This window comes from Pseudomonas oligotrophica (assembly GCF_021726475.1).
In the GTDB taxonomy this organism is placed as follows: Bacteria; Pseudomonadota; Gammaproteobacteria; order Pseudomonadales; family Pseudomonadaceae; genus Stutzerimonas; species Stutzerimonas oligotrophica.
In genome coordinates, this window is the sequence record NZ_JAKJRU010000002.1 from 183,939 (window position 1) to 205,826 (window position 21,888).

Consider the following 21,888-nt stretch of genomic DNA (forward strand, 5'->3'; position numbering starts at 1 on the left):
AGGCGAGTGGTGCGCAAGCGGGCTGCCGGTTTTCAAGCGCTGGTTCGCAGTTGCCCGCGTGATCATGTGCGGCGGTTGTATCGTCGTGGCGCGACAAGGCCTCGCCCGGTTTGCGCAGGCGGAAACTGCGGTGCGCCTCAAGCGATAAGGCAAAGTGGAGTCAGGGGGATGTGAAAGCGACATCCACCCTGGGCTCGCCGGCCGATACGGTTAAGCCTTGACGCGGGTGATCCGCGTGACGCCCTTGATGGTGCGCAGTTTCTTGATCACGCGTGCCAGATGCACGCGGTCATGCACGCTGACCACCAGCTGGACGACGCTGATGCGGCCATCGCGCTCGTCCATGCCGATCTTCTCGATGTTGCCGTCGGCGGCGTTGACGCTGCCGGCGAGCAGGGCGATCAGGCCGCGCTGGTGCTCCAGTTCGATGCGCAGCTCGACGTTGAATTCGCCGGTGACATCCTTCGACCAGGACAGCTGGATGCACTTGTCCGGGTTGTGGCGGATCTCGCTGATGTTCCGGCAGCTTTCCTGGTGCACCACCATGCCCTTGCCGGCCGACAGGTGGCCGACGATCGGGTCGCCCGGGATCGGCGTGCAGCACTTGGCGTAGTTGAGCACCAGGCCCTCGGTGCCGCGGATCGCCAGCGGGCCTTCGGCGGCTGGCGCCTGCTCGCCCTCGCTGGCCACCAGCCGGCGGGCGATGACGTAGGCCATGCGGTTACCCAGGCCGATGTCCTCGAGCAGGTCGTCCATCGAGCCGACCTGGTATTCGGCGAGGGTCTGGCGGATGCGCTCGGCGCCGATCCGCTCCAGGCTGGTCTCGAAGCCGGCCAGAACCTTGTTCAGCAGGCGCTCGCCGAGGTTCACCGATTCGGAACGGCGCTGCAGCTTGAGCGCGTGACGAATGTGCGTGCGCGCCTTGCCGGTGGCCACGAAGTTCAGCCAGGCCGGGTTCGGCCGGGCGCCGGGCGCGGTGACGATTTCCACCGTCGAGCCGCTTTCCAGGGGCTGCGACAGCGGCGCCAGGCGACGATTGACGCGGCAGGCGATGCAGGTGTTGCCGACGTCGGTATGCACCGCGTAGGCGAAGTCGACGGCGGTCGAGCCCTTGGGCATCTCCATGATGCGGCCCTTGGGGGTGAAGACGTAGACCTCGTCGGGGAACAGGTCGATCTTCACGCTCTCGATGAATTCCAGCGAATTGCCGGCACGTTGTTGCAGTTCCAGCACGCCCTTGACCCACTGCCGGGCACGTGCGTGGGTGCCCTTGGGCACTTCCTCGTCGCTGGACTTGTACAGCCAGTGCGCGGCGATGCCGTTGTTGGCCATCTCCTCCATCTCGCGGGTGCGGATCTGGATCTCGATGGGGACGCCGTGCATGCCGAACAGGGTGGTGTGCAGCGACTGGTAGCCGTTGGCCTTGGGGATCGCGATGTAGTCCTTGAAGCGGCCGGGCAGCGGCTTGTACAGGTTGTGCACGGCGCCGAGCACGCGGTAGCAGGTGTCGACCTTGTCGACCACGATGCGGAAGGCATAGACGTCCATGATCTCGTTGAACGCCCGGCGCTTGCCGCGCATCTTCTTGTAGATGCTGTAGAGGTGCTTCTCGCGGCCCATCACCTCGCCTTCGAGCCCTTCGCGGGCGAGGCAGTGGATCAACGACTGCTCGATCTTCTCGACGATCTCGTTGCGGTTGCCGCGCGCACGGCGCACCGCGGCACGGATGCGCTCGGAGCGCATCGGGTGCATGGCCTTGAAGCCGAGGTCCTCGAACTCCACGCGCATGCTGTGCATGCCCAGGCGATTGGCGATCGGCGCGTAGATTTCCAGGGTTTCCTTGGCGATGCGCCGACGCTTCTCGCCGGCGAGCACTTCCAGGGTACGCATGTTGTGCAGGCGGTCGGCGAGCTTGACCAGGATGACGCGGATGTCGCGCGCCATGGCCATGGCCATCTTCTGGAAGTTCTCGGCCTGCGCCTCGGCCTTGGACTGGAAGTCCATCTGGGTCAGCTTGCTGACGCCGTCGACCAGTTCGGCGACGGTTTCGCCGAACTGCGCGACCAGGGCTTCCTTGGGGATGCCGGTGTCCTCGATGACGTCGTGCAGCATCGCGGCCATCAGGCTCTGATGGTCCATGTGCATGTCGGCGAGGATGTTGGCTACCGCGAGGGGGTGAGTGACGTAGGCTTCGCCACTGCGCCGGCGCTGGCCGTCATGGGCCTGCTCGGCATAGAAGTAGGCGCGGCGGACCAGGTTGACCTGGTCCGGGCCGAGGTAGGTCGACAGGCGATCGGCAAGTGCGTCTATGGCTGGCAAGGCAGTGCTCCTCGCCGGCAGGCATCACATGAGGCGGCTCGACGTCGACCGGGCATTGATCAGATGGACTCGTTCGGCTCTTCCTCGTATTGGACGAAGAGCGGTTCTTCATCGACGATTTCGTCCTGGGCGATGACGTCGTAGTCGACCAGGGCCGAAGCGATCTCGCGCAGGGCGACGACGGTCGGCTTGTCGTTTTCCCAGGCTACCTTCGGCTCCTTGCCGCCGGTGGCCAGCTGGCGCGCGCGCTTGGTGGCCAGCATGACCAGCTCGAAGCGGTTTTCGACGTTGTCCAGGCAATCTTCAACGGTAACGCGGGCCATGGTGTTCCTCGTGATCAGTAGCGATAAGCAGGCCCGTGCGGGCGAGCGGACGGAATAGTCTAAAAAATCACCAGCTATTAGGGAAGCGGCAAAAATCCAGCGGCCGCGCGTGCCCTGGCCGCTCGGTCAGGCTAGCAGCTGTTCGAGAAGCTGGCGATGGCGTTGCTGCTGCGCCTGCTGGCGTAGCTGGTTGGCGCGGAAGATCGCCTGCAGGTCGGTCAGCGCATGGCTGAAGTCGTCGTTGATGACCAGGTAGTCGTACTCGACATAGTGGCTCATCTCGCTGACCGCTTCGCGCATGCGCCGCTCGATGATCTCGTCGCTGTCCTGGCCGCGGTTGTTCAGGCGCTGGCGCAGGGCTTCCTGGGTCGGCGGCAGGATGAAGATGGAGCGGGCCTGGGGCATCAGCCGGCGGACCTGCTGTGCGCCCTGCCAGTCGATCTCCAGGATCAGGTCGAAACCCTCGGCGAGGGTCTGTTCCAGCCAGCGCTGCGAGGTGCCGTAGAGGTTGCCGAACACCTCGGCGTGCTCGAGGAATTCGTTGTGCTGCAGGCGCTCGAGGAAGTCCTCGCGGCTGACGAAGTGGTAGTTCACACCGTCCACCTCGCCCGGGCGCATCGCCCGGGTAGTGTGCGAGACCGAGACGCGCACCTGCGGCTGGGCATCGATCAGTGCCTTGACCAGGCTGGTCTTGCCGGCCCCGGAAGGCGCGGAAATGATGTAGAGCGTACCGGTGGTGGCGGCCATGGCGGGTTCCTGCAAAGAAGCTGTGGGTCTGTCGAGCCGGTGCGGTGGCGCCGGCGGCCTCGCTATTCGATGTTCTGCACCTGTTCGCGCATCTGCTCGATCAGCACCTTGAGGTTGACCGCCGCCTGGGTGCTGCGCGGGTCGAAGGCCTTCGAGCCGAGGGTGTTGGCTTCGCGATTGAGTTCCTGCATGAGGAAATCGAGGCGTCGCCCGGCGGCTCCGCCGGCGGCGAGTACGCGCCGGACTTCGCCGACATGGGTGGCCAGCCGGTCGAGCTCCTCGGCCACGTCGCTCTTCTGCGCCAACAGCACCATTTCCTGCTCGAGGCGCTGCGGATCCATCTCCAGCTGCATCTCGCTGCAGCGGTCGAGGATCTTCTGGCGCTGGGCGGCGAGCATCTGCGGCACCTGCTCGCGCAGCGTGGCGACCTGCTCGAGGATGCCTTCGAGGCGCTCGTCGATCAGCCGGGCCAGTTCCTCGCCTTCGCGCTGCCGACCCTGGCGCAGCTGCTCGAGAGCCTCGCCGAACAACTGCAGCGCGCTGCGGTTGAGTGCCTGCGGGTCGGCGGCATCGGCGGCCAGCACGCCGGGCCAGGCCAGCACTTCCAGCGGCGACAGCGGCGCAGGGTTGTCGATCAGCTCGGCGATCGACTGCGCCGCCTCGATCAGCTGGCGGGCGCGCTCGGCATCGACCTTCAGCGTGCTGCCGGCTTTCTCCTCGGCAAAGCGCAGGGTGCACTCGACCTTGCCGCGTGACAGGCCCTTGCGCAGCGCCTCGCGCAGCGGGCCCTCGAGATCGCGAAAGGCCTCCGGCAGGCGCAGGTGCGGCTCCAGGTAGCGATGGTTGACCGAGCGGATTTCCCAGCTGAGGGTGCCGTGCGGCCCGGCCTGCTCGCTGCGGGAGAATGCGGTCATGCTGTGGACCATCTGTGCCTCTCGATGCCGATCGTGAAAAGCGAAAGATTGTAAAGGAAAACCGCCTGCCGCGTGGCGCCTTCGCGGTGCGGCAGTCGTTTTTCCGCCGCGGACTTCTATAATGGCCGCCACACCAGAACGAGACAGGATCCTCCCCATGAAGCGTCCCAGTGGCCGTACCGCAGATCAGCTGCGCACGATCCGCATCACCCGCAACTACACCAAGCATGCCGAGGGTTCGGTGCTGGTCGAGTTCGGCGACACCCGCGTGATCTGCACCTGCAGCGTCGAGTCGGGTGTGCCGCGCTTTCTCAAGGGCCAGGGGCAGGGCTGGCTGACCGCCGAATACGGCATGCTGCCGCGTTCCACCGGCGAGCGGAACCAGCGCGAGGCCAGCCGCGGCAAGCAGGGCGGGCGCACCCTGGAAATCCAGCGGCTGATCGGCCGCTCGCTGCGTGCGGCGCTGGACATGAGCAAGCTGGGCGAGAACACCCTGTTCATCGATTGCGACGTGATCCAGGCCGACGGCGGTACCCGTACCGCGTCGATCACCGGGGCGATGGTGGCGCTGGTCGATGCGCTGGCGGTGATGAAGAAGCGCGGTGCGCTCAAGGGGGGCGACCCGGTCAGGCAGATGGTGGCCGCGGTTTCGGTGGGCATCTACCAGGGCCAGCCGGTGCTCGACCTGGATTACCTCGAGGACTCGGCGGCCGAGACCGATCTCAACGTGGTGATGACCGACGCCGGCGGCTTCATCGAGGTGCAGGGCACCGCCGAAGGGGCGGCGTTCCAGCCGCACGAGCTCAATGCCATGCTCGAGCTGGCGCAGAGCGGCATGCGCGAGCTGTTCGAGGTCCAGCGCATGGCGCTGCTGGCCGGTTGAGGCGCGCGCGATGATCGACCAGCCACCGGTACCACTGCCCAGCCGCGAGGCGCGGCAGTGGGCGATGCTCTGTCACTACGCGGCGTTCTTCTGGTTTCTGGCGCCGATGATCGGCAACGTCGTCGGGCCGCTGCTGGTCTGGCAGCTGAAGAAGGATCTCGATCCGTTCGTCGACCAGCAGGGCAAGGAGGCGCTGAATTTCCAGATCACCTTCAGCATCCTGATGATGGTCTGCGGGGTGTTGGCCTGGATCATCATCGGCTTTCCGCTGATGGTGCTGGTCAGCGTGGTGGCGCTGGTGCTGGTGGTCATCGCCGGTATCCGTGCCAACGAGGGCAAGCCCTATCGCTACCCGTTCTGCTGGCGGCTGGTGAAGTAGCCGCAGGCGCGCGCCGTGGCGACGGCGCGGGCAGCGATCAGAGGCTCAGGGTCCAGTCGTAGTCGACGATCAGCGGCGCGTGCTGGGAGAAGCGCGGCTGGCGCGGCAGGCGGGCGCCGCGTACGAAGCGACGCAGACCGGGCGTGAGGATCTGGTAGTCGAAGCGCCAGCCGAGGTTGAGCATCTCGGCCTGCTCGGTATCGGGCCACCAGCTGAACAGGTCGCCCTCGCGATTGACCTCGCGCAGGGCATCGACATAGCCCATGGTGCCAAATACCTCGTCCAGCCAGGCGCGCTCGGGGGCGAGGAAGCCGGGGCTCTGCTGGCAGTCGCGCCAGTTCTTCACGTCGAGCTTCTGGTGGGCGACGTACAGCGAACTGCAGTACAGGTACTCGCGGCGCTTGCGGCGCTGCTTGTCCAGGTAGTGGCCGAAGTCGTCCATGAACTTGAATTTCTGGTTCAGGTTGGCGTCGCCGCCCTGGCCCGAGGGCAGCAGCAGGCTGGCGATGCTGACCTTGTCGAAGTCGGCCTGCAGATAGCGTCCGTAGCGGTCGGCTGTCTCGAAGCCGAGGCCGGTGATCACGGCCTTCGGTTGCAGTCGCGAATAGAGCGCGACGCCGCCCTGCTCGGGAATCTCGGCATCGCAGCAATAGAGGAAGTAGCCGTCCAGCTGGTAGGCCGGGTCGTCGAGTTCCACAACGGAGGCGCGGGTATCCTGCAGACAGATGACATCGGCATTCTGCGCCTGCAACCAGCTGAGCAAGCCTCGCTGCGCTGCGGCTTGAATGCCATTCACGTTGACGCTGATGATCCGCATAAATGGCCCCTAAAAACACGTCCGTGTATGATAACCCAACCTTTTCGCAATTAGCTAAATCGCTGTTTCCGGGGCTTTTCCTACATGCAGGCGTACCAGCGCGAGTTCATCAGTTTCGCCATCGAGCGCGGGGTTCTGCGCTTTGGTCAGTTCACCCTGAAGTCCGGGCGCACCAGTCCGTATTTCTTCAATGCCGGCCTGTTCAATACCGGCAAGGCGCTGGCGCAGCTCGGCCGCTTCTACGCTGCCGCGGTCGCCGACAGCGGGATCGAGTTCGATGTCATCTTCGGCCCGGCCTATAAGGGCATTCCCCTGGCCTCGGCCACGGCGATCGCGCTGGCCGAGCAGCACCAGCGCGACCTGCCCTGGTGCTTCAATCGCAAGGAAGCCAAGGACCATGGCGAAGGCGGCACGCTGGTCGGCGCGCCGCTGGACGGTCGCGTGCTGATCGTCGATGACGTGATCACCGCCGGCACCGCGATCCGCGAGGTGATGCAGATCATCCAGGGCCAGGACAGCGCCCAGGCGGCGGGCGTGCTGATCGCCCTCGATCGCCAGGAGCGTGGCCAGGGCGAACTGTCGGCGATCCAGGAAGTGGAGCGCGACTACGCGATGCCGGTGGTCAGTATTGTGTCGCTGTCGCAGGTTCTCGAGTATCTGGCTGGCGATAATCAGCTCAAACAACATCTGCCGGCGGTGGAGGCCTACCGCGCGCAGTACGGGATCTGACCTTCAGGAACTGCTCCATGCCGATGCCGCGCGTCGCCTCTGCCGCACTCTGCACAGCGCTCCTCCTCCTCGCCGTCGGCGATGCCTGTGCCGAGCTGTATCGCTACACCGACGAGCGTGGGGTGATGGTGCTCGATCGCCAGGGCGTGCCGCCGCAGCACGTCGGCCGCGGCTACCAGGTGCTCAACGAGCAGGGGCGGGTGATCCAGGTGGTGCCGCCGGCGCCCACCGCGGCGCAGCGCCAGCGCCTGCTCGAGCAGCAGCAGCGTGCCGCGGCGGATGCGCGGCTGCTGCGGCTCTATGCCAGCGTCGAGGATGTCGAGCGCGCCAGCAAGCGCAAGCTGGCGGAGCTGGAAAGCCTGATCGGCATCGTGCGCGGCAACCTGCAGGCGCTGCGCAAGCAGCAGGCCGGCCTGCGCCAGCAGGCGGCGAGCCATGAGCGGGCCGGTCGGGGCGTGCCGGACAACCTGCTGACGCAGATCGCCAACCTGGAACAGGAAGAGGCCGGGCTGCAGCGCGACCTGCAGCGCCACGAGGCCAGCCGCCGAGAGGCGGAGGCGGCGTTCGGCGAGGAGCGCCGGCGCATTGCCGAGTTGCTCGGCGAGCGCTGAGCCGCCTGCGGCTTCGCCGCGGCCGAAATCTTGATCACACGCAGCTATACCCGGGGCGGTAACAAACAAGCCGCTCTGGATCAATGCTTTTAAGGTATGGGTGAGTATTCGACTCCGGGCCTGTACCTTTCGCCGCGAATTTTTCGACGGTGAGATGATCGCATGAAAGATAGCGACCTAAGCAGTTACCGGGAGCGCCACAGACCGCAGTCCGAGTTCACCTCGCGCAGTGACTATCTGGAGCATGAGCTGCAAATCATGGCGCCGCGACGCTGGCGTCCGAACCTCCCATTTCGCGATTACCGCTTCGAGATCGAGGACTGGGTGCCGGCCATGGCGGCCACCATCGGCAAGATCGTGATGGTCGCCGCGGTGGTGGCGGCCTTCGCCGGGCCGCTGGGGCTGTCCAACGACTTCGTCATCGAGAACGTGCGCTTCGAGATGCTGATCGCGGCGATCCTCTTCGTCGTGCTGTTCTCCGGTTTCCTCAATCCGACCGCCAACCTGGCCGGCACCCATGGCCCGCTGATCCCGCTGATCCCGCTGATCGTGGCCTCGGGCGGGCATCCCATGGCGCTCGGCCTGATGGTCGGCGTGCTGGGATTCGCGCTGGGAATGTCCAAGGGCGGCAGTCTGCTGGCAAAACTCACCAGTGATGGCGTGTGCGGCGGCCTGCTGCTCTACCTCGGCTTCATCGGCGTGTCGTCGCAGATCCAGAAGCTGTTCGCCTGGGCCAACGGCTTCGACATGGGCTACATCGCCTTCGTGGTGGTGCTGTCGACCATCGTCATGTACGCCTACCTCGAGCACATCCGCATGCGCTGGCTGGCGATTCCGCTGGGCTCGGTGCTGGCGGCGGTGATCGCCTTCGCGCTCGGTGCGCCGTTCGAGTTTTCCACCGAGCCGGGCATTCCCAACCTCAACCCGGCCTACTGGTGGGGCGAGAGCAGCGGCTGGCAGCTCGGCCTGCCGGAACTGCACCACTTCGTCGCCGTTGCGCCGTTCGCGGTGCTCGCCGTGGCGATGTGGTCGCCGGACTTCCTCGGTCATCGCGTGTTCCAGCAGTTGAACTACCCGCCGCGCACGGACAAGGTGCTGATGAACATCGACGACACCATGTGCGTCGCCGCGGCGCGCCAGGCCGTGGGCACGGCCCTGGGGGGCGGCAACCTGGCCTCGTCCTGGGGTACCTACATGGTGCCGGCGGCGATCGCCAAGCGGCCGATCCCGGCGGGCGCGGTGCTGACCGGCCTGCTCTGCGTGGTGGCGGCGATCCTCGGCTACCCGATGGACCTGGCGGTGTGGCCGCCGGTGCTCTCCGTGGCCTTGCTGGTAGGGGTGTACCTGCCGCTGCTCGAGGCCGGCATGCAGATGACCCGCGAAGGCAAGACCTCGCAGTCGGCGGCGATCGTGGTGTTCTCCTCGGCACTGGTCAACCCGGTGTTCGGCTGGTCGCTGACCGTGCTGCTCGACAACCTCGGGCTGATCGGCGACAAGGAGCGCGGCCAGAGCCTGAGCCACATGCACCGCTGGGTGATCCCGTCGATCGTGTTCATCCTGCTCTGCGCGGTGATGCTCGGCGTCGGCATGTTCCCGGGGATCCCGGCGATGTTCGAGTCGTTCCGCGTCGACCACTGACGCGACGGGACAAAAAAAGGGGAGCCGGTTGGCTCCCCTTTTCGTTTGCTTGGCGATCAGCGCGCGCTGTTGGTGATCAGCGTGCCGACGCCGACGTCGGTGAAGATCTCCAGCAGTACCGCGTTGGGCACGCGGCCGTCGATGATGTGGGCGCTGGTGACGCCGCCCTGCACCGCGTCGAGCGCGCAGCGGATCTTCGGCAGCATGCCGCCGTAGATGGTGCCGTCGGCGATCAGCGCGTCGACCTGCTCGGTGGACAGGCCGGTGAGCACCTGGCCCTGCTTGTCCATCAGGCCGGCGATGTTGGTCAGCAGCATCAGCTTCTCGGCCTTCAGCGCCTCGGCCACCTTGCCGGCCACCAGGTCGGCGTTGATGTTGTAGGACTCGCCGTTCTCGCCCACGCCGATCGGCGCGATGACCGGGATGAAGTTGCCCTTGACCAGCATCTCCAGCAGCTCGGAATTGACCCCGGTGACCTCGCCGACGTGGCCGATGTCGATGATCTCCGGCTTGGTCATCTCCGGCGTCTGCCGGGTCGCCTTGAGCTTCTTCGCGCGGATCAGCCCGGCATCCTTGCCGGTCAGGCCGATGGCGCTGCCGCCATGCTGGTTGATCAGGCTGACGATGCTCTTGTTGACCTGGCCGCCGAGGACCATCTCGACCACGTCCATGGTCTGGCTGTCGGTCACCCGCATGCCGTCGATGAAGTGGCTCTCGATGTTCAGACGCTTGAGCAGGTCGCCGATCTGCGGGCCGCCGCCGTGCACCACCACCGGGTTGATGCCCACCGCCTTCATCAGCACGATGTCGCGGGCGAAGCCGGTCTTCAGCTCCTCGCTCTCCATCGCGTTGCCGCCGTACTTGATGACCAGCGTCTTGCCGACGAAGCGGCGAATGTAGGGCAGCGCCTCGGACAGTACCTTGGCGAATTGGGTGGCAGCTTCACGGCTGAGGGTCATGCAGGGCTCCGCGGGTCAGAACGGCAGTTTCAGGTCGGGCGCAACGCGCTGCAGCTGTTCGTGGAAGACCGCCTGGATGCGGCTGAGCTCTTCCTCGCTGTCGGCCTCGAAGCGCAGCACCAGCACCGGGGTGGTGTTGGAGGCGCGAACCAGGCCCCAGCCCTTGGGATAGTCGACCCGCACCCCGTCGAGGGTGGTCAGGTTGGCCTCGCCCCACTGGGCGTCGCGTTGCAGGGCGTCAATGATGGTGAATTTGCTTTCCTCTGTCACCGTGATGTTGATCTCCGGGGTGGAGACATCGCAGGGGAAGGCGGCGAACACCTGTTCGGCGTCGCGCTTGTCCTGGCTGAGGATCTCCAGCAGGCGGGCGGCGCTGTAGATGCCGTCGTCGAAGCCGAACCAGCGCTCCTTGAAGAAGATGTGGCCGCTCATCTCGCCGGCCAGCAGCGCGCCGGATTCCTTCATCTTCTTCTTGATCAGCGAGTGGCCGGTCTTGTACATCACCGGGCGGCCGCCGTAGCCGCTGATCAGCGGGGTCAGGCGGCGGGTGCACTTGACGTCGAAGATGATGTCGGCGCCCGGGTTGCGCGCCACCACGTCCTTGGCGAAGAGCATCAGCAGGCGGTCGGGATAGATCAGCGTGCCGGCGTTGGTCACCACGCCGACGCGGTCGCCGTCGCCGTCGAAGGCCAGGCCCAGGTCGGCCTTCTCCGCCTTTACCCGGGCGATCAGGTCGACCAGGTTCTCCGGCTTGCCCGGGTCCGGGTGGTGGTTGGGGAAGTTGCCGTCGACCTCGCAGTACAGCGGGATCACCTCGCAGCCCAGGGCCTCGATCAGGCGCGGGGCGATTACGCCGGCGACGCCGTTGCCGCAGTCGACCACCACCTTCATCCGGCGGGCCATGGCGATGTCGCCACGGATCTGCTCGAAATAGCGGTCCAGCACGTCGACCGGCTCGACACGGCCGACGCCCTCGCTCAGCTCGCCGGTCTCGATACGCTCGCGCAGCCGCTGGATCTGCTCGTTGGCCAGGGTGTCGCCGGCGATGACGATCTTGAAGCCGTTGTAGTCCGGCGGATTGTGGCTGCCGGTGAGCATCACCCCGGACTTGCCGGCGAGGATGTTGGCCGCGTAGTAGAGCACCGGCGTCGGCACCATGCCGACATCGCTGACCGTGCAGCCGCTGTCGACCAGGCCGTGGATCAGGTGCTGGACCAGTTCCGGGCCGGACAAGCGACCGTCGCGGCCGACCGATACGTTGGGTTCGCCCTTGGCGAGGCTCTCCGCACCCACCGCACGGCCGACCCAGTAGGCGGTCTCGTTGGTCAGGCTGTCGCCGACCACGCCGCGGATGTCGTAGGCGCGGAAGATGCTCGCGGGCAGGGTCGGGGCTTTGGCGCTGTTCATTGCGTTCTCTCGCTCCTTGATGTCGAGGCCGAAGGGGTCCTGGTCCTCGTCGAGAATGTCGATGTCGAGAATGTCGGTGGCCGGCAGGCGCGGATCGACGAACTCGCTGGATGTGCTGCGCTTCGCGGCGGGAGCCGCGACTGCGACCTTGCTGGCGCCGGCCGAAGCGGCCTGGCGATTCGGCAGCCGGGCCATGTTCCGGGCCAGCGCATCGAGCGCCGGCAGGCTCAAGGTCGGTAGTTGGATGACCTTGCCATTGGAGAGTTCCTGCAGCAGCCGGCCGATTTGCAGCACGTCCTGACGCAGGCGCCGTTGCTGGCCGCCGAGCACCAGCTGCAGGCCGAGCAGCGCGCCGGCCAGCGCCAGCACGGCCGCGGCCGCCAGCAGCAGGGCCGGCACGCCGGCGGCGGGCGCAGGCTGGAAGCGCAGGCTCCAGTTCGGGTGGCTGCTGGCCAGGCTGAGCGCCGGGGCTGTGCCGCTGCCTTCGCCGGCCAGGACCTGCGCCGCGCTGCCGCCGAACTGCTGCACGATCTGCAGCTGCCCGGCGTCGGCCGGCAGCTGCGGCAGGGTGCCGAGCACGCGGTTCAGCTCGACCACGCGCAGCAGCGTGCCTTGCAGCGGCTGCTGCGGATCGGCTTGCACGGGTGCGACGCTGTACACCAACCAGCGCTCGCCGACCTTGTAGGCCTCCGGCGCCGGCGCCTTGCCGTTCTCGGCGCGCTGCAGCAGGTCGAGCGCGGCGAAGTTCATCGGCCCCGGGCGGCTGCTGTCCGGCCTGGCCTGGCCGCGCCGGTGCAGATGCACGTCGACCACCCCGGAAGGGGCGCGCAGGCTGCGCTCGGTGGCCTCGATATGCGCGGCATCGCCGCTGGCCAGCGCCGCGAGTACCGCCGGGCTGGCGGCGGCGCTCTGGGTGTCGGCGGCGAGCTGGCGCAGCGCCTGGTCGAGGGCGCTGACCTGGCTCTCGCCCCAGGCGCGGGCCAGGTTGCGTTGTTGCTCGGCGCTGTCGCGCTGCAGGCCGAGCCAGAGCACGGCGGCAGCGGCGACTACGCCGAGCAGGGCGACGGCCGCGCCCGGCAGCAGTGCGGCGAGGCTCGATTCGCGGCGGGGCGCGGTCTGTGGCTGGGCCGGATTCAGTACGCCTGAGTCCTTGGCATTGCGCTTGAAGAGTGGCATGGGGCTCCTCGGTTTCGTCCTGAAAGTTTGCGGCCTGCGGGTGTCGTTGCTCAGCGCGTGCCGGAGTGCCCGAAGCCGCCGGCGCCGCGGCTGCTGTCGTCGAACTGTTCGACCAGCTCGAACTGCGCCTGGATCACCGGCACCAGCACCAGCTGCGCGATGCGCTCGCCGACGGCGATTTCGAAGGCCTGCTGCCCGCGGTTCCAGCAGGACACCATCAGCTCGCCCTGGTAGTCGGAGTCGATCAGCCCGACCAGGTTGCCGAGCACGATGCCGTGCTTGTGGCCCAGGCCCGAGCGCGGAAGGATCAGCGCGGCCAGCGTCGGGTCGCCGATGTGGATCGACAGGCCGGTCGGAATCAGCAGCGTCTGCCCGGGCTCGAGGGTGGTGGACTGCTGCAGCATGGCGCGCAGGTCGAGGCCGGCCGAGCCGGGCGTCGCGTATTCGGGCAGCGGGAAGTCGCGGCCCAGGCGGGGGTCGAGGATCTTGGCTTGAAGCTTGTGCATGTCGGGGCCTGTGGGTTCGTGGGGCGCGGCGTGCCGCGCTGCAAGGGCGTTATGCCTGCCGGTAGCGGTCGGCGATGAAGGCCACCAGCGTGCGCGCGATGTGCCCCTTGCTGGCCTGGGCGAAGCGGGTCACCTGCTGCTGGCGATCGATCACGCTGACCGCGTTCTCCTCGCTGTTGAAGCCGATGCTCGGGTTGGCCACGTCGTTGGCGACGATCAGGTCGAGGTTCTTGTCGCGCAGCTTGCGGCTGGCGTACTCGAGCAGGTTCTCGGTCTCGGCGGCGAAGCCCACGCAGAACGGCCGGTCGGCGCGCGCGGCGAGGGTGGCGAGGATGTCCGGGTTGCGTACCATCTGCAGCAGCAGGCCGTCGCCGGAGTTGGGGTCCTTCTTCAACTTGTGCGGCGCGACCACTTCGGGGCGGTAGTCGGCCACCGCGGCGGCAGCGATCAGCAGGTCGCAGGGCATCGCCGCTTCGCAGGCGGCGAGCATGTCGCGGGCGCTGACCACGTCGACGCGCTGCACCCGGTCGGGGGTGGGCAGGAACACCGGGCCGGTGACCAGGGTGACCCGGGCGCCCGCCTCGGCAGCGGCCTCGGCCAGGGCGAAGCCCATCTTGCCGGAGCTGTGGTTGGTGATGTAGCGCACCGGGTCGATGTTTTCCTGGGTGGGACCGGCGGTGATCAAGAGGTGCAGGCCGGTCAGCAGGCCGCTTTCGAAGCAGTCGGCGGCGGCCTGCGCCAGCTGCTCGGCCTCGAGCATGCGGCCGAGGCCGACATCCCCGCAGGCCTGGCTGCCCGAGGCCGGGCCGAACAGGCGGATGCCGCGCTCGAGCAGCAGCTCGCGGTTGGCCTGGGTCGCCGGGTCGGCCCACATCGCCTGGTTCATCGCCGGGGCGAGGGCGACCGGCGCCTTGGTCGCCAGCACTAGGGTGGTCAGCAGGTCGTTGGCCACGCCCTGGGCCAGGCGCGCCATGAGGTCGGCGGTGGCCGGGGCGATCAGGACCAGATCGGCCCAGCGCGCCAGTTCGATGTGGCCCATGGCCGCTTCGGCGGCCGGGTCGAGCAGGTCCAGGTGCACCGGATGGCCGGACAGTGCCTGCAGGGTCAGCGGGGTGATGAACTCGCGCCCGCCGTGGGTCATCACCACGCGGACCTCGGCGCCGTGGTCGCGCAGACGGCGGACCAGCTCGGCGCTCTTGTAGGCGGCGATGCCGCCGCCGACGCCCAGGACGATGCGTTTACGATACAGCCGCTGCATAGGCCTGCCTTGTTTCTTGTAGGGGAGTGCCGGGGTGAGAACTGCGTCGAAACTGCGCGGGGCACCCCGGAAAAATGACGGGCTAAGATAGCACAGCGCCCATCACGGAATAGTGGGCCCGCTCGACAGGGAGGTGACATGAGCATACGGGACTGGCCGGCGGCGGAACGCCCGCGGGAGAAGCTGCTGCAACAGGGCGCGGCGGCGCTGTCGGATGCCGAATTGCTGGCGATCTTCCTGCGCACCGGCGTCGCCGGCAAGAGCGCGGTCGACCTGGCGCGCCAGCTGCTCGGCGAGTTCGGCGGCCTGCGTGCGCTGCTCGAGGCCGATCTTGCGCAATTCGGTGCGCACCTGGGCCTTGGCCCGGCCAAGTACGCGCAGTTGCAGGCGGTGCTGGAGATGGCCCGCCGGCACCTGGCCGAGCGGCTGCGCCGCGAATCGGCACTGGAATCGCCGCAGGCGGTGCGCGACTACCTCAAGGCGCGCCTGCGCCACGAGCCGCACGAGCTGTTCGGCTGCCTGTTCCTCGACGCCAGGCACCGCGTGCTGGCCTTCGAGGTGCTGTTCCATGGCACCATCGACGGCGCCAGCGTCTACCCGCGGCAGGTGGTCAAGCGCGCCCTGGCGCAGAATGCGGCGGCAGTGATCCTCACCCACAACCATCCCTCCGGCGTCGCCGAACCGAGCCAGGCCGACCGTCAGTTGACCCAGCGGCTGAAGGACGCGCTGGGGCTGGTCGACGTGCGCGTGCTCGACCACTTCATCGTCGGCGACGGCGAGCCGCTGTCGATGGCCGAGCTGGGCTGGATGTAGCGCAGCTAGGCCAGCAGCGGCAGCAGCAACAGCGGCCCGAGCACCAGCGCCACGAAGCGACCGTTCCAGCCGAAGGCGATGCGCCACGGCGAGAGCCCGGCGTGGCGCGCCAGCAGCAGCGCCGAGGGGCCGTAGGGCGAGAGCAGCATGGCCAGCGAGAAACCGATCAGCAGTGCTACCGCCGGTTGCATCAGCGGTACGCCATGGGTGGCCAGCTGGGCGAGCAGCGCGGTGAACAGGCTCAGCGACACGATCGGTGCGACGCCCAGCAGGGCCAGCAGGATGATCCCCAGCAGGCCGGCGCTGGCGAGGCCAAACAGCGCCGCCGGGGTCAGGCTGAGCTGGTCGGCGAGCGCCTGCACCGGCACCAGGCTGGCGGCGAGCCCGCCGAGCACGGCCGAGATGGCGAAGATAAAGGTCTCGTTGCGCATGCCGGCCAGGGTGTCGCGCACCTCGCGATAGACCGCCAGTGGCGCGTTCCCCTGGCCCAGCAGCGCGCCGAGCACCGCCAGCGGGACCAGCAGCATCGCCGCCTGGGTCGCCGACAGCCAGGTCAGCATGGCCAGCGCGGTGATCGCCAGGATCCCGGCGAGACTGGCCAGCAGCAGGCCGCCCAGGCGAGCGGGCGCGGCTTGGGCGGGCGGCGCGGCCAGCGGCCTGGCCTGCTTCAGGCCGCGCAGTCGACGGTTGTCCAGCGGCCAGCCCGCCAGCAGCAGCACCGCTGAGGCGAGCAGGCCGAACGGCAGCAGCTGGGGCCAGCTGAGGCCGGGCAGCTCGCGGGTGAGGATCGCCACCACCACGCTGGTCGGCGCCAGCAGCGGGACCAGGGCGAAGCCGCGCAGCGCCGTGACCATCACCCCGCGGCTCGCCTCGCGGCGCTGCGCCTCGTTGCAGTCGCGCCGCTGCAGGTGGCTATCCAGCGAGCCGCAGACCAGGTTGAGCATGCCGAAGCTGAGGATCGAGCCGAGCGCGAAGGTGCTCAGCAGGTAGCCCGGGTAGAGGCTGGCCGGCGGGCCGGCGAGCAGCAGGCGATGCAGTTCGCCGAGCTGCTGCAGGCGCTTGACCAGGCAGTGCATCAGGCCGAGTGCGCCAATGAAGGCGCCATAGTAGGCCGCCGAGGCGAGCATGCGCTGGCCCTGCGCCCAGTTGGCCTCGCCGTGCAGCAGCCAGAAGCCGAGGAGCGCGAGGGTGACCAGCCCGAGGCGCCGCGGATAAGGCATCAGCGAGCGCCAGTGGCAGGCGAAGAACAGCAGCAGCAGACAACCGCTGGCCACGCTCAGCGCGGGCAGGCGGGTCAGCAGCGCCAGTAGCTCGCAGGCCAGCGCCAGGGGCAGCAGGACGAGCATCAGGCGGACCGGACGCCGGGCAGGCGGGCGCACAGCGACGACGCGCGGGCGAGGATTCGGCGGGGGCTGGGCATGACGGGCATCACGACAGGCGGCTGGGTAGCGCCGCAGCCTGGCAGCCTTCGGGCCTTCGGTCAATATCACGGAATCTTGTTCCGCTTGGCGAAATTGGCCGCGCTGAGGGTGCCAACGGGGCACCTGGAGCCCGGTCCGCTCCGCGACCCGCAGGGTGCCAGCCCGGCCGCCCGCACGGATGCGACGCGACGCCGCGCGACCGGTGGCCTTCAGCTTTGCCGGCAGCGGCCGCTAGCCTGATAGGCCTTGCATACAGGCCAATTGCTACCAAGGGCCAGTGTCGCCAGACGCCGGGCCGGGGTAAAAGTGTCCGCTCGACGACGAGAACAACAAGAGGCCCTCGATGCGTCCCGCCAATCGCCGTTATCTGTCGGCCGGCCTGGTTCACGGGCTGGGTGTCTGCGCTGTGTTGCTGCTGCATGTCTGGCTGGCGCCGCCGGTGCCGGTCACGCTCGCCCTGCTGCTGGGCGCGGCGCTGTGGCCCTGGTTCGTCGGCTGGCGCGCGCACGCCGAGGCCGGGCCTGCGCCGGCCGAGCAGACCGACTTCACCGAACTGAGCAAGAACCTCTCGCGTACCACCTGCCACAACGCGCTGGCCTCGGCGCAGGTGGCCTTCAGTGCCGAGCAGCTGGCCAGCCGGCTGCAATCGCAGCTGCAGGCGATCAGCGAGATCGCCAACGGTGCCGAGGCCGTGACCCAGACCGAGCAGCACGGCGCCGAGCAGGCGCGCCAGGCACTGCAGGCGGCCGGCAGCGTGCGCCTGAGCAGCGACACCGGCCAGGCCGGGCTGTCCCAGGCGATCGCCCGGATGCAGCAGCTCAGCGAGCAGACGCGCACCAGCCGCGCGCTGATCGACGGGCTGTCGGCACGCACCGAGGACATCCGCCAGATCACCGACGTGATCCAGTCCATCGCCAGCCAGACCAACCTGCTGGCGCTCAACGCGGCCATCGAGGCGGCGCGCGCCGGCGAGGCGGGGCGCGGCTTCGCGGTGGTCGCCGACGAGGTACGAAACCTGGCGGCGCGCACCAGCAGCGCCACCGAGGAGGTCGGCCGGATGGTCGCCGACATCCGCCAGCAGAGCGAGGCGGTGGTCAGCTACATCCAGCAGCAGGCGCAGGAGCTCGACCAGGCGGCGGCCCAGGTCGCCGGGGCCGGCGAGCAGTTGACCGGCATTGCCGAGCTGGCCAGCGGCGTCGAGGCGCAGGTGGCGCAGATCACCGATGGCACCGCCAGCAACCACGAGCGTCTCAGCGCGCTGTTCGTCGCCCTCGACCAGCTGCGCGGCGATGCCCTGGACAGCGGCGAGCAGACGCGCCAGCTCGAGCGCGCCGCGGAGAAACTGGTCGGCCAGGCCGAAAGCGCCAGCGAGCAGCTCGCCGAGGTGCAGCTGGACGACTACCACCAGCGCATGTACGACCTGGCCCGGCGCGGCGCCGCCGACATCGGGGCGCGTTTCGAGGCGGATGTCGATGCCGGGCGCATTCGCCTGGAGGACCTGTTCGACCGCAACTACCAGGCCCAGGCCGGTACCGATCCGCTGAAGTACCACACCCGCTTCGACCGCTATGCCGACGAAGTGCTGCCGGCGATCCAGGAGCCGTTGCTGGCCGACAGCGAGGTCATTGTCTACGCCATCGCGACCACTGCCGAAGGCTACGTGCCGACGCACAACCGGGCGTTCAACCACCCGCCGGTCGGCGACCCCGAGGTCGACCGCGCGCGCAGCCGCGGCAAGCGCCTGTTCAACGATCGCACCGGTGCACGCTGCGGCAGCCACCGCCGGCGCCTGCTGTTGCAGACCTACAGCCGCGACACCGGCGAGCTGATGCACGACCTCTCGGTGCCGATCCTGGTCAAGGGTCGCCACTGGGGCGGCCTGCGCCTGGGCTATCGCCCGGAAGACTGATTCTGTTGCGACTGTGCGGCAATCGGTCGCAGGCGGCGCTAGGATGGGCCGATTCTCGGTGGGCCCGCGATTCCCGCGGGCTCGCTGAAAACCGGAGACCTGGCCGTGAAGACGCTGACCGATCACCTCTGCCAATACGCTGCCTATCACCGCGACCCGCGCAACCTGCTGACGCACTTCGTCGGCATCCCGCTGATCGTGCTGGCGGTGGCGATCCTGCTGTCGCGCCCGGGCCTGGACGTGGCCGGGTTCTGGCTCAGCCCGCTGTGGCCGGTGGCGTTCGCCGCCGGTGCCTTCTACCTGCGCCTGGACCTGCGCTACGGCCTGGTGATGGTCGCGTTCCTGGCACAGTGCCTGTGGCTCGGTGCCTGGCTGGCGCGCGGGCCGACGGCGGTCTGGCTGGCGCTGGGCCTGGGGCTGTTCGTCGGCGGCTGGATCGTCCAGTTCGTCGGGCACTACTTCGAAGGGCGCAAGCCGGCATTCGTCGATGATCTCAGCGGGCTGCTGGTCGGCCCGCTGTTCGTCGCCGCCGAGCTGGGCTTTCTGCTCGGCCTGCGCCAGCCGCTGCGCCAGGCGATCGAGGCGCGGGTCGGCCCGGTGCGGCTGCGCGAGGCGCGTGCCAGGGCCTGAGGATCAGCGCGCCCGCGCCATCCACTGGTCGCTCAGGCTGCGCGTGTGGCGGTCGACGGTGATCGGCGCGAAGGGCCGGCCCGAAGCGGTGGAGAAGTTGTTGCTGGCGCTGTTCATGTCCTGCAGGGCGACCTTGAGGAAGTCCCAGCGGGTCTTGAGCGGGGCCAGCTGCGGGCCCAGCGAGGCGAACTCGGCGTCGATCGCCGGGACCAGCTGGCGCTCGTCCTGGCCGAGATAGGTGTCGGGCTGCTCGCGGGCCGTCTCGAACGAGCCGATGTAGGCACGGCTCAGGTACTGCACGGCGAGGTACTCGACCTTGGCCGGCAGCTCGGCCCGGGTATTCCCGCCCTGCTGGCTGCGCGCCGCGGTGAGGAAGTCGCGCAGGGCCTTGCTCAGCTCCAGCGGCCAGCCCCAGGGCATGTCGTCCTCGGCGAAGCCGAAGGCTGCGCCCTCGCGCAGCTTGGCTTCCAGCGCCTGGTGCCGTTCGCGCAATTCCGCATTCGGCGAAGGGGTGGCCTGCAGCGCCGCGGCGAGCGCGCGGATGTCTTCCTCCATGCGGGCCAGGTGGGCTTTCTGGAAGCCTTCGCCGCGGTAGAGCAGCAGGCTGCTGGTGGCGCGGCTGGCGTGGATCTGCAGGCTCTGCAGGGGCGAGACGCCCGGCTCGGGGCTGCTTTCGGCGAGCGCCGGCAGCCAGCCGATGAACAGGGCGATGAGCCATATCCTCATGCGATGGCGCATGTTGTGCTCCTTTGTTGTTCTTATCGAAGCGTGGTGGGTGCGTATTGGCAACCGCCAGAGCCTAGTCCAGCGCTGGCAAAGTGGTATCACTCCAAGGTGTGATTTGCGCGACCGGCCGGCGGACCGCTCAGAGCATGTGCTCCAGGCCGATGATGTCGGTCAGCCAGGCATTGATGCGGCGCCACAGGCCGCCTGGCTCGCGCAGCAGCATGTGCCGGCGGCCGTTGTCCTCGGCGACCCAGGCGAGCACCTTGCGGCCGTCGAGACGCACCAGGCGGACCTCGTAGCTGACCGCCGGCGCCATGCCCTGGGCGGTCAGGCGCTGCACCTCGTCGGCCAGCGCCGGGCTCTGCACCAGCACGCCGACCTCGGTGTTCCACAGCACCGAGCGCGGGTCGAAGTTCAGCGAGCCGATGAACACCTGCTTGCGGTCGAAGATCGCCGCCTTGCTGTGCAGGCTGGACTCCGATTCGCCGAAGAAGCTGTAGCTCGGGCGTTCGTCGGGCTGGCGGCGCAGCTCGTAGAGGCGCACGCCGCGCTCGAGCAGCTCGCGGCGGTAGGGCGCATAGCCGCCATGCACGGCGGGAACGTCGGTGGCCTCCAGCGAGTTGGTCAGCACGCGCACGTCGACCCCGGCTTCGGCGCGGCCGGCGAGGAAGTCGACGCCGTTGTCGGTCGGCACGAAGTACGCCGAGACCAGCGTCAGCTCGCGCTTGACCGAGCGCAGGGCCGGCGCCAGGCGCGTGGTCAGCAGCAGCTCGCGGGCCGGCCGGCCGTCGGCGGTGACCTTGTCGGGGGCATCCCACAGCGCCTCGCCCGGCGCCCAGATTAGCTCGCGGAACCACTGCTGCAGGCGCGGCTGGCGCTGGTAGCTCATCAGCCGGCGATAGAGCGGGCCGTCCTCGCGCCGCGCCTTGGCAAGGTAATGCTCGAGCTGCTGGCGGACGCGCTCCAGGCGCGACGGGCGCGACGGCCGCCAGAGAAAATGCTGGATGGGTACGCTCAGCGAGTGGTTCCAGTACTGGTCGAAGCTCTGCGCCAGCTGCCCGGCCACCGGGCCGACGGCGAGCAGGTCGATATCGGTGAAGTTCAGGCGCTGGTCGGCATCGAAGTATTCGTCGCCCAGGTTGCGGCCGCCGACGATGGCCAGCTGGCTGTCGGCGAGCATCAGTTTGTTGTGCATGCGCCGGTGCTGCTGCGACAGGTGCAGCAGGCGGCCGACGGCGCGGGTGACGCCGGTGCTGCGGCCCAGGTGCAGCGGGTTGAACACGCGGATCTGGATGTTCGGGTGCGCGGCCAGGGTGGCGATGCGGTAGTCGCCGCCGTCACTGGCGGTGTCGTCGAGCAGCAGGCGCACGCGCACGCCGCGGTCGGCGGCATCGATGAGCTCGGCCACCAGCGCCCGGGTCGAGAGGCCGTCGTGCAGGATGTAGTACTGGATGTCGAGGCTGGTGTGCGCCGCGCGGATCATCTCGGCGCGGGCGCCGAAGGCATCGTTGCTGTGCGGCAGCAGGCGGAAGCCCGAATGCCCGGCAGGCTGCCCCGCGGCCAGGCGCTCGACCTGCCGGGTGAGGGGTGAACCCGCGGCCGGCAGCGCATGGCTGGGGAGCGGTGGCGGGTGGCTGGCGCAACCGGCAAGCGCCAGCACGATCAGAAGCAGCAGGTAAGCGCGCACGGTGGTTCCTGTCCGAGGGCTCGTTTCGCTTGGACG

The 21,888-nt window shown here is 68.4% G+C and carries 20 protein-coding genes; 8 read left to right on the forward strand and 12 right to left on the reverse strand.

Annotation, left to right across the window (positions count from 1 at the left end; translation table 11 throughout):
- Positions 1 to 210 precede the first annotated feature (210 nt).
- The 4 genes from spoT to L3N39_RS04800 all read right to left on the reverse strand — a co-directional run bounded on the left by spoT (position 211) and on the right by L3N39_RS04800 (position 4,315).
- Positions 211 to 2,319, reverse strand: a complete 2,109-nt coding sequence (spoT, locus tag L3N39_RS04785) for a bifunctional GTP diphosphokinase/guanosine-3',5'-bis pyrophosphate 3'-pyrophosphohydrolase (protein ID WP_237256147.1) — start codon at positions 2,317 to 2,319, stop codon at positions 211 to 213.
- Positions 2,320 to 2,378: 59 nt separating this feature from the next.
- A complete protein-coding gene (gene rpoZ / locus L3N39_RS04790; RefSeq protein WP_237256148.1) occupies positions 2,379 to 2,642 on the reverse strand; it encodes a DNA-directed RNA polymerase subunit omega in 264 nt (87 codons plus the stop codon).
- A 126-nt stretch (positions 2,643 to 2,768) separates the two neighbouring features.
- Positions 2,769 to 3,389, reverse strand: a complete 621-nt coding sequence (gmk, locus tag L3N39_RS04795; protein ID WP_237256149.1) for a guanylate kinase — start codon at positions 3,387 to 3,389, stop codon at positions 2,769 to 2,771.
- 62 nt (positions 3,390 to 3,451) lie between these two features.
- Entirely contained in the window at positions 3,452 to 4,315 is an 864-nt protein-coding gene (locus L3N39_RS04800) for a YicC/YloC family endoribonuclease (RefSeq protein ID WP_237256150.1), read from the reverse strand.
- A 145-nt stretch (positions 4,316 to 4,460) separates the two neighbouring features.
- Here L3N39_RS04800 and rph point away from each other — a divergent pair, with 145 nt between their 5' ends.
- Both rph and L3N39_RS04810 read left to right on the forward strand, forming a co-directional pair.
- On the forward strand, positions 4,461 to 5,186 hold the full coding sequence (gene rph / locus L3N39_RS04805) for a ribonuclease PH (protein WP_237256151.1): 726 nt from the start codon (positions 4,461 to 4,463) through the stop codon (positions 5,184 to 5,186).
- A 10-nt stretch (positions 5,187 to 5,196) separates the two neighbouring features.
- Positions 5,197 to 5,565 carry a DUF4870 domain-containing protein gene (locus tag L3N39_RS04810; RefSeq protein ID WP_237256152.1) on the forward strand — a complete coding sequence of 123 codons (369 nt, stop codon included), beginning with the start codon at positions 5,197 to 5,199 and terminating at the stop codon, positions 5,563 to 5,565.
- Between the two features lie 37 nt (positions 5,566 to 5,602).
- Here L3N39_RS04810 and L3N39_RS04815 read toward each other — a convergent pair whose 3' ends face one another.
- Entirely contained in the window at positions 5,603 to 6,382 is a 780-nt protein-coding gene (locus L3N39_RS04815; RefSeq protein ID WP_237256153.1) for a catabolite repression control protein Crc, read from the reverse strand.
- Positions 6,383 to 6,466: 84 nt separating this feature from the next.
- Between L3N39_RS04815 and pyrE the strand changes: the two genes are divergently transcribed.
- From pyrE to L3N39_RS04830, 3 genes are all read left to right on the forward strand, one after another.
- A complete protein-coding gene (gene pyrE, locus L3N39_RS04820; protein ID WP_237256154.1) occupies positions 6,467 to 7,111 on the forward strand; it encodes an orotate phosphoribosyltransferase in 645 nt (214 codons plus the stop codon).
- 23 nt (positions 7,112 to 7,134) lie between these two features.
- Positions 7,135 to 7,722, forward strand: a complete 588-nt coding sequence (locus tag L3N39_RS04825) for a DUF4124 domain-containing protein (RefSeq protein WP_237256572.1) — start codon at positions 7,135 to 7,137, stop codon at positions 7,720 to 7,722.
- A 162-nt stretch (positions 7,723 to 7,884) separates the two neighbouring features.
- Positions 7,885 to 9,360, forward strand: coding sequence for a DUF3360 family protein (locus L3N39_RS04830; protein WP_237256155.1), 1,476 nt, complete (start codon positions 7,885 to 7,887; stop codon positions 9,358 to 9,360).
- Positions 9,361 to 9,416: 56 nt separating this feature from the next.
- Here L3N39_RS04830 and argB read toward each other — a convergent pair whose 3' ends face one another.
- The 4 genes from argB to coaBC are packed head-to-tail and all read right to left on the reverse strand — an operon-like array spanning position 9,417 to position 14,666.
- Positions 9,417 to 10,319 (reverse strand): acetylglutamate kinase, encoded by a 903-nt coding sequence (gene argB / locus L3N39_RS04835; protein ID WP_237256156.1) that lies wholly within the window; start codon positions 10,317 to 10,319, stop codon positions 9,417 to 9,419.
- A 15-nt stretch (positions 10,320 to 10,334) separates the two neighbouring features.
- Entirely contained in the window at positions 10,335 to 12,902 is a 2,568-nt protein-coding gene (locus L3N39_RS18970) for a phosphomannomutase/phosphoglucomutase (protein WP_431978000.1), read from the reverse strand.
- Positions 12,903 to 12,952: 50 nt separating this feature from the next.
- Positions 12,953 to 13,408 carry a dUTP diphosphatase gene (dut, locus tag L3N39_RS04845; protein WP_237256157.1) on the reverse strand — a complete coding sequence of 152 codons (456 nt, stop codon included), beginning with the start codon at positions 13,406 to 13,408 and terminating at the stop codon, positions 12,953 to 12,955.
- A gap of 49 nt (positions 13,409 to 13,457) precedes the next feature.
- A complete protein-coding gene (coaBC, locus tag L3N39_RS04850; protein WP_237256158.1) occupies positions 13,458 to 14,666 on the reverse strand; it encodes a bifunctional phosphopantothenoylcysteine decarboxylase/phosphopantothenate--cysteine ligase CoaBC in 1,209 nt (402 codons plus the stop codon).
- A 138-nt stretch (positions 14,667 to 14,804) separates the two neighbouring features.
- On the opposite strand from coaBC, the gene radC reads away from it, so the two are divergent.
- Complete coding sequence (gene radC / locus L3N39_RS04855; protein WP_237256159.1) at positions 14,805 to 15,479, forward strand: RadC family protein; 675 nt, start codon at positions 14,805 to 14,807, stop codon at positions 15,477 to 15,479.
- 5 nt (positions 15,480 to 15,484) lie between these two features.
- Here radC and L3N39_RS04860 read toward each other — a convergent pair whose 3' ends face one another.
- Positions 15,485 to 16,825, reverse strand: a complete 1,341-nt coding sequence (locus L3N39_RS04860; protein WP_237256160.1) for a hypothetical protein — start codon at positions 16,823 to 16,825, stop codon at positions 15,485 to 15,487.
- A gap of 883 nt (positions 16,826 to 17,708) precedes the next feature.
- On the opposite strand from L3N39_RS04860, the gene L3N39_RS04865 reads away from it, so the two are divergent.
- Together L3N39_RS04865 and L3N39_RS04870 are read left to right on the forward strand one after the other, a co-directional pair.
- Positions 17,709 to 18,809 (forward strand): methyl-accepting chemotaxis protein, encoded by a 1,101-nt coding sequence (locus L3N39_RS04865; protein ID WP_431978007.1) that lies wholly within the window; start codon positions 17,709 to 17,711, stop codon positions 18,807 to 18,809.
- Positions 18,810 to 18,914: 105 nt separating this feature from the next.
- Positions 18,915 to 19,439: an Mpo1 family 2-hydroxy fatty acid dioxygenase gene (locus L3N39_RS04870; protein ID WP_237256162.1), complete on the forward strand. Its 525-nt coding sequence runs from the start codon at positions 18,915 to 18,917 to the stop codon at positions 19,437 to 19,439.
- A 3-nt stretch (positions 19,440 to 19,442) separates the two neighbouring features.
- Here L3N39_RS04870 and L3N39_RS04875 read toward each other — a convergent pair whose 3' ends face one another.
- Together L3N39_RS04875 and L3N39_RS04880 are read right to left on the reverse strand one after the other, a co-directional pair.
- On the reverse strand, positions 19,443 to 20,177 hold the full coding sequence (locus tag L3N39_RS04875; protein ID WP_237256163.1) for a hypothetical protein: 735 nt from the start codon (positions 20,175 to 20,177) through the stop codon (positions 19,443 to 19,445).
- A 127-nt stretch (positions 20,178 to 20,304) separates the two neighbouring features.
- Positions 20,305 to 21,852: a phospholipase D family protein gene (locus L3N39_RS04880; RefSeq protein WP_237256164.1), complete on the reverse strand. Its 1,548-nt coding sequence runs from the start codon at positions 21,850 to 21,852 to the stop codon at positions 20,305 to 20,307.
- Positions 21,853 to 21,888 lie beyond the last annotated feature (36 nt).

Excerpts from the sequence above, each read along its gene's own strand:
- rpoZ (WP_237256148.1), bottom strand. The coding sequence starts at position 2,642 with ATGGCCCGCGTTACCGTTGAAGATTGCCTGGACAACGTCGAAAACCGC.
- gmk (WP_237256149.1), bottom strand. The coding sequence starts at position 3,389 with ATGGCCGCCACCACCGGTACGCTCTACATCATTTCCGCGCCTTCCGGG.
- L3N39_RS04800 (WP_237256150.1), bottom strand. The coding sequence starts at position 4,315 with ATGGTCCACAGCATGACCGCATTCTCCCGCAGCGAGCAGGCCGGGCCG.
- rph (WP_237256151.1), top strand. The coding sequence starts at position 4,461 with ATGAAGCGTCCCAGTGGCCGTACCGCAGATCAGCTGCGCACGATCCGC.
- L3N39_RS04810 (WP_237256152.1), top strand. The coding sequence starts at position 5,197 with ATGATCGACCAGCCACCGGTACCACTGCCCAGCCGCGAGGCGCGGCAG.
- L3N39_RS04815 (WP_237256153.1), bottom strand. The coding sequence starts at position 6,382 with ATGCGGATCATCAGCGTCAACGTGAATGGCATTCAAGCCGCAGCGCAG.
- pyrE (WP_237256154.1), top strand. The coding sequence starts at position 6,467 with ATGCAGGCGTACCAGCGCGAGTTCATCAGTTTCGCCATCGAGCGCGGG.
- L3N39_RS04825 (WP_237256572.1), top strand. The coding sequence starts at position 7,135 with ATGCCGCGCGTCGCCTCTGCCGCACTCTGCACAGCGCTCCTCCTCCTC.
- L3N39_RS04830 (WP_237256155.1), top strand. The coding sequence starts at position 7,885 with ATGAAAGATAGCGACCTAAGCAGTTACCGGGAGCGCCACAGACCGCAG.
- argB (WP_237256156.1), bottom strand. The coding sequence starts at position 10,319 with ATGACCCTCAGCCGTGAAGCTGCCACCCAATTCGCCAAGGTACTGTCC.
- L3N39_RS18970 (WP_431978000.1), bottom strand. The coding sequence starts at position 12,902 with ATGCCACTCTTCAAGCGCAATGCCAAGGACTCAGGCGTACTGAATCCG.
- dut (WP_237256157.1), bottom strand. The coding sequence starts at position 13,408 with ATGCACAAGCTTCAAGCCAAGATCCTCGACCCCCGCCTGGGCCGCGAC.
- coaBC (WP_237256158.1), bottom strand. The coding sequence starts at position 14,666 with ATGCAGCGGCTGTATCGTAAACGCATCGTCCTGGGCGTCGGCGGCGGC.
- radC (WP_237256159.1), top strand. The coding sequence starts at position 14,805 with ATGAGCATACGGGACTGGCCGGCGGCGGAACGCCCGCGGGAGAAGCTG.
- L3N39_RS04860 (WP_237256160.1), bottom strand. The coding sequence starts at position 16,825 with ATGCTCGTCCTGCTGCCCCTGGCGCTGGCCTGCGAGCTACTGGCGCTG.
- L3N39_RS04865 (WP_431978007.1), top strand. The coding sequence starts at position 17,709 with ATGCAGCAGCTCAGCGAGCAGACGCGCACCAGCCGCGCGCTGATCGAC.
- L3N39_RS04875 (WP_237256163.1), bottom strand. The coding sequence starts at position 20,177 with ATGCGCCATCGCATGAGGATATGGCTCATCGCCCTGTTCATCGGCTGG.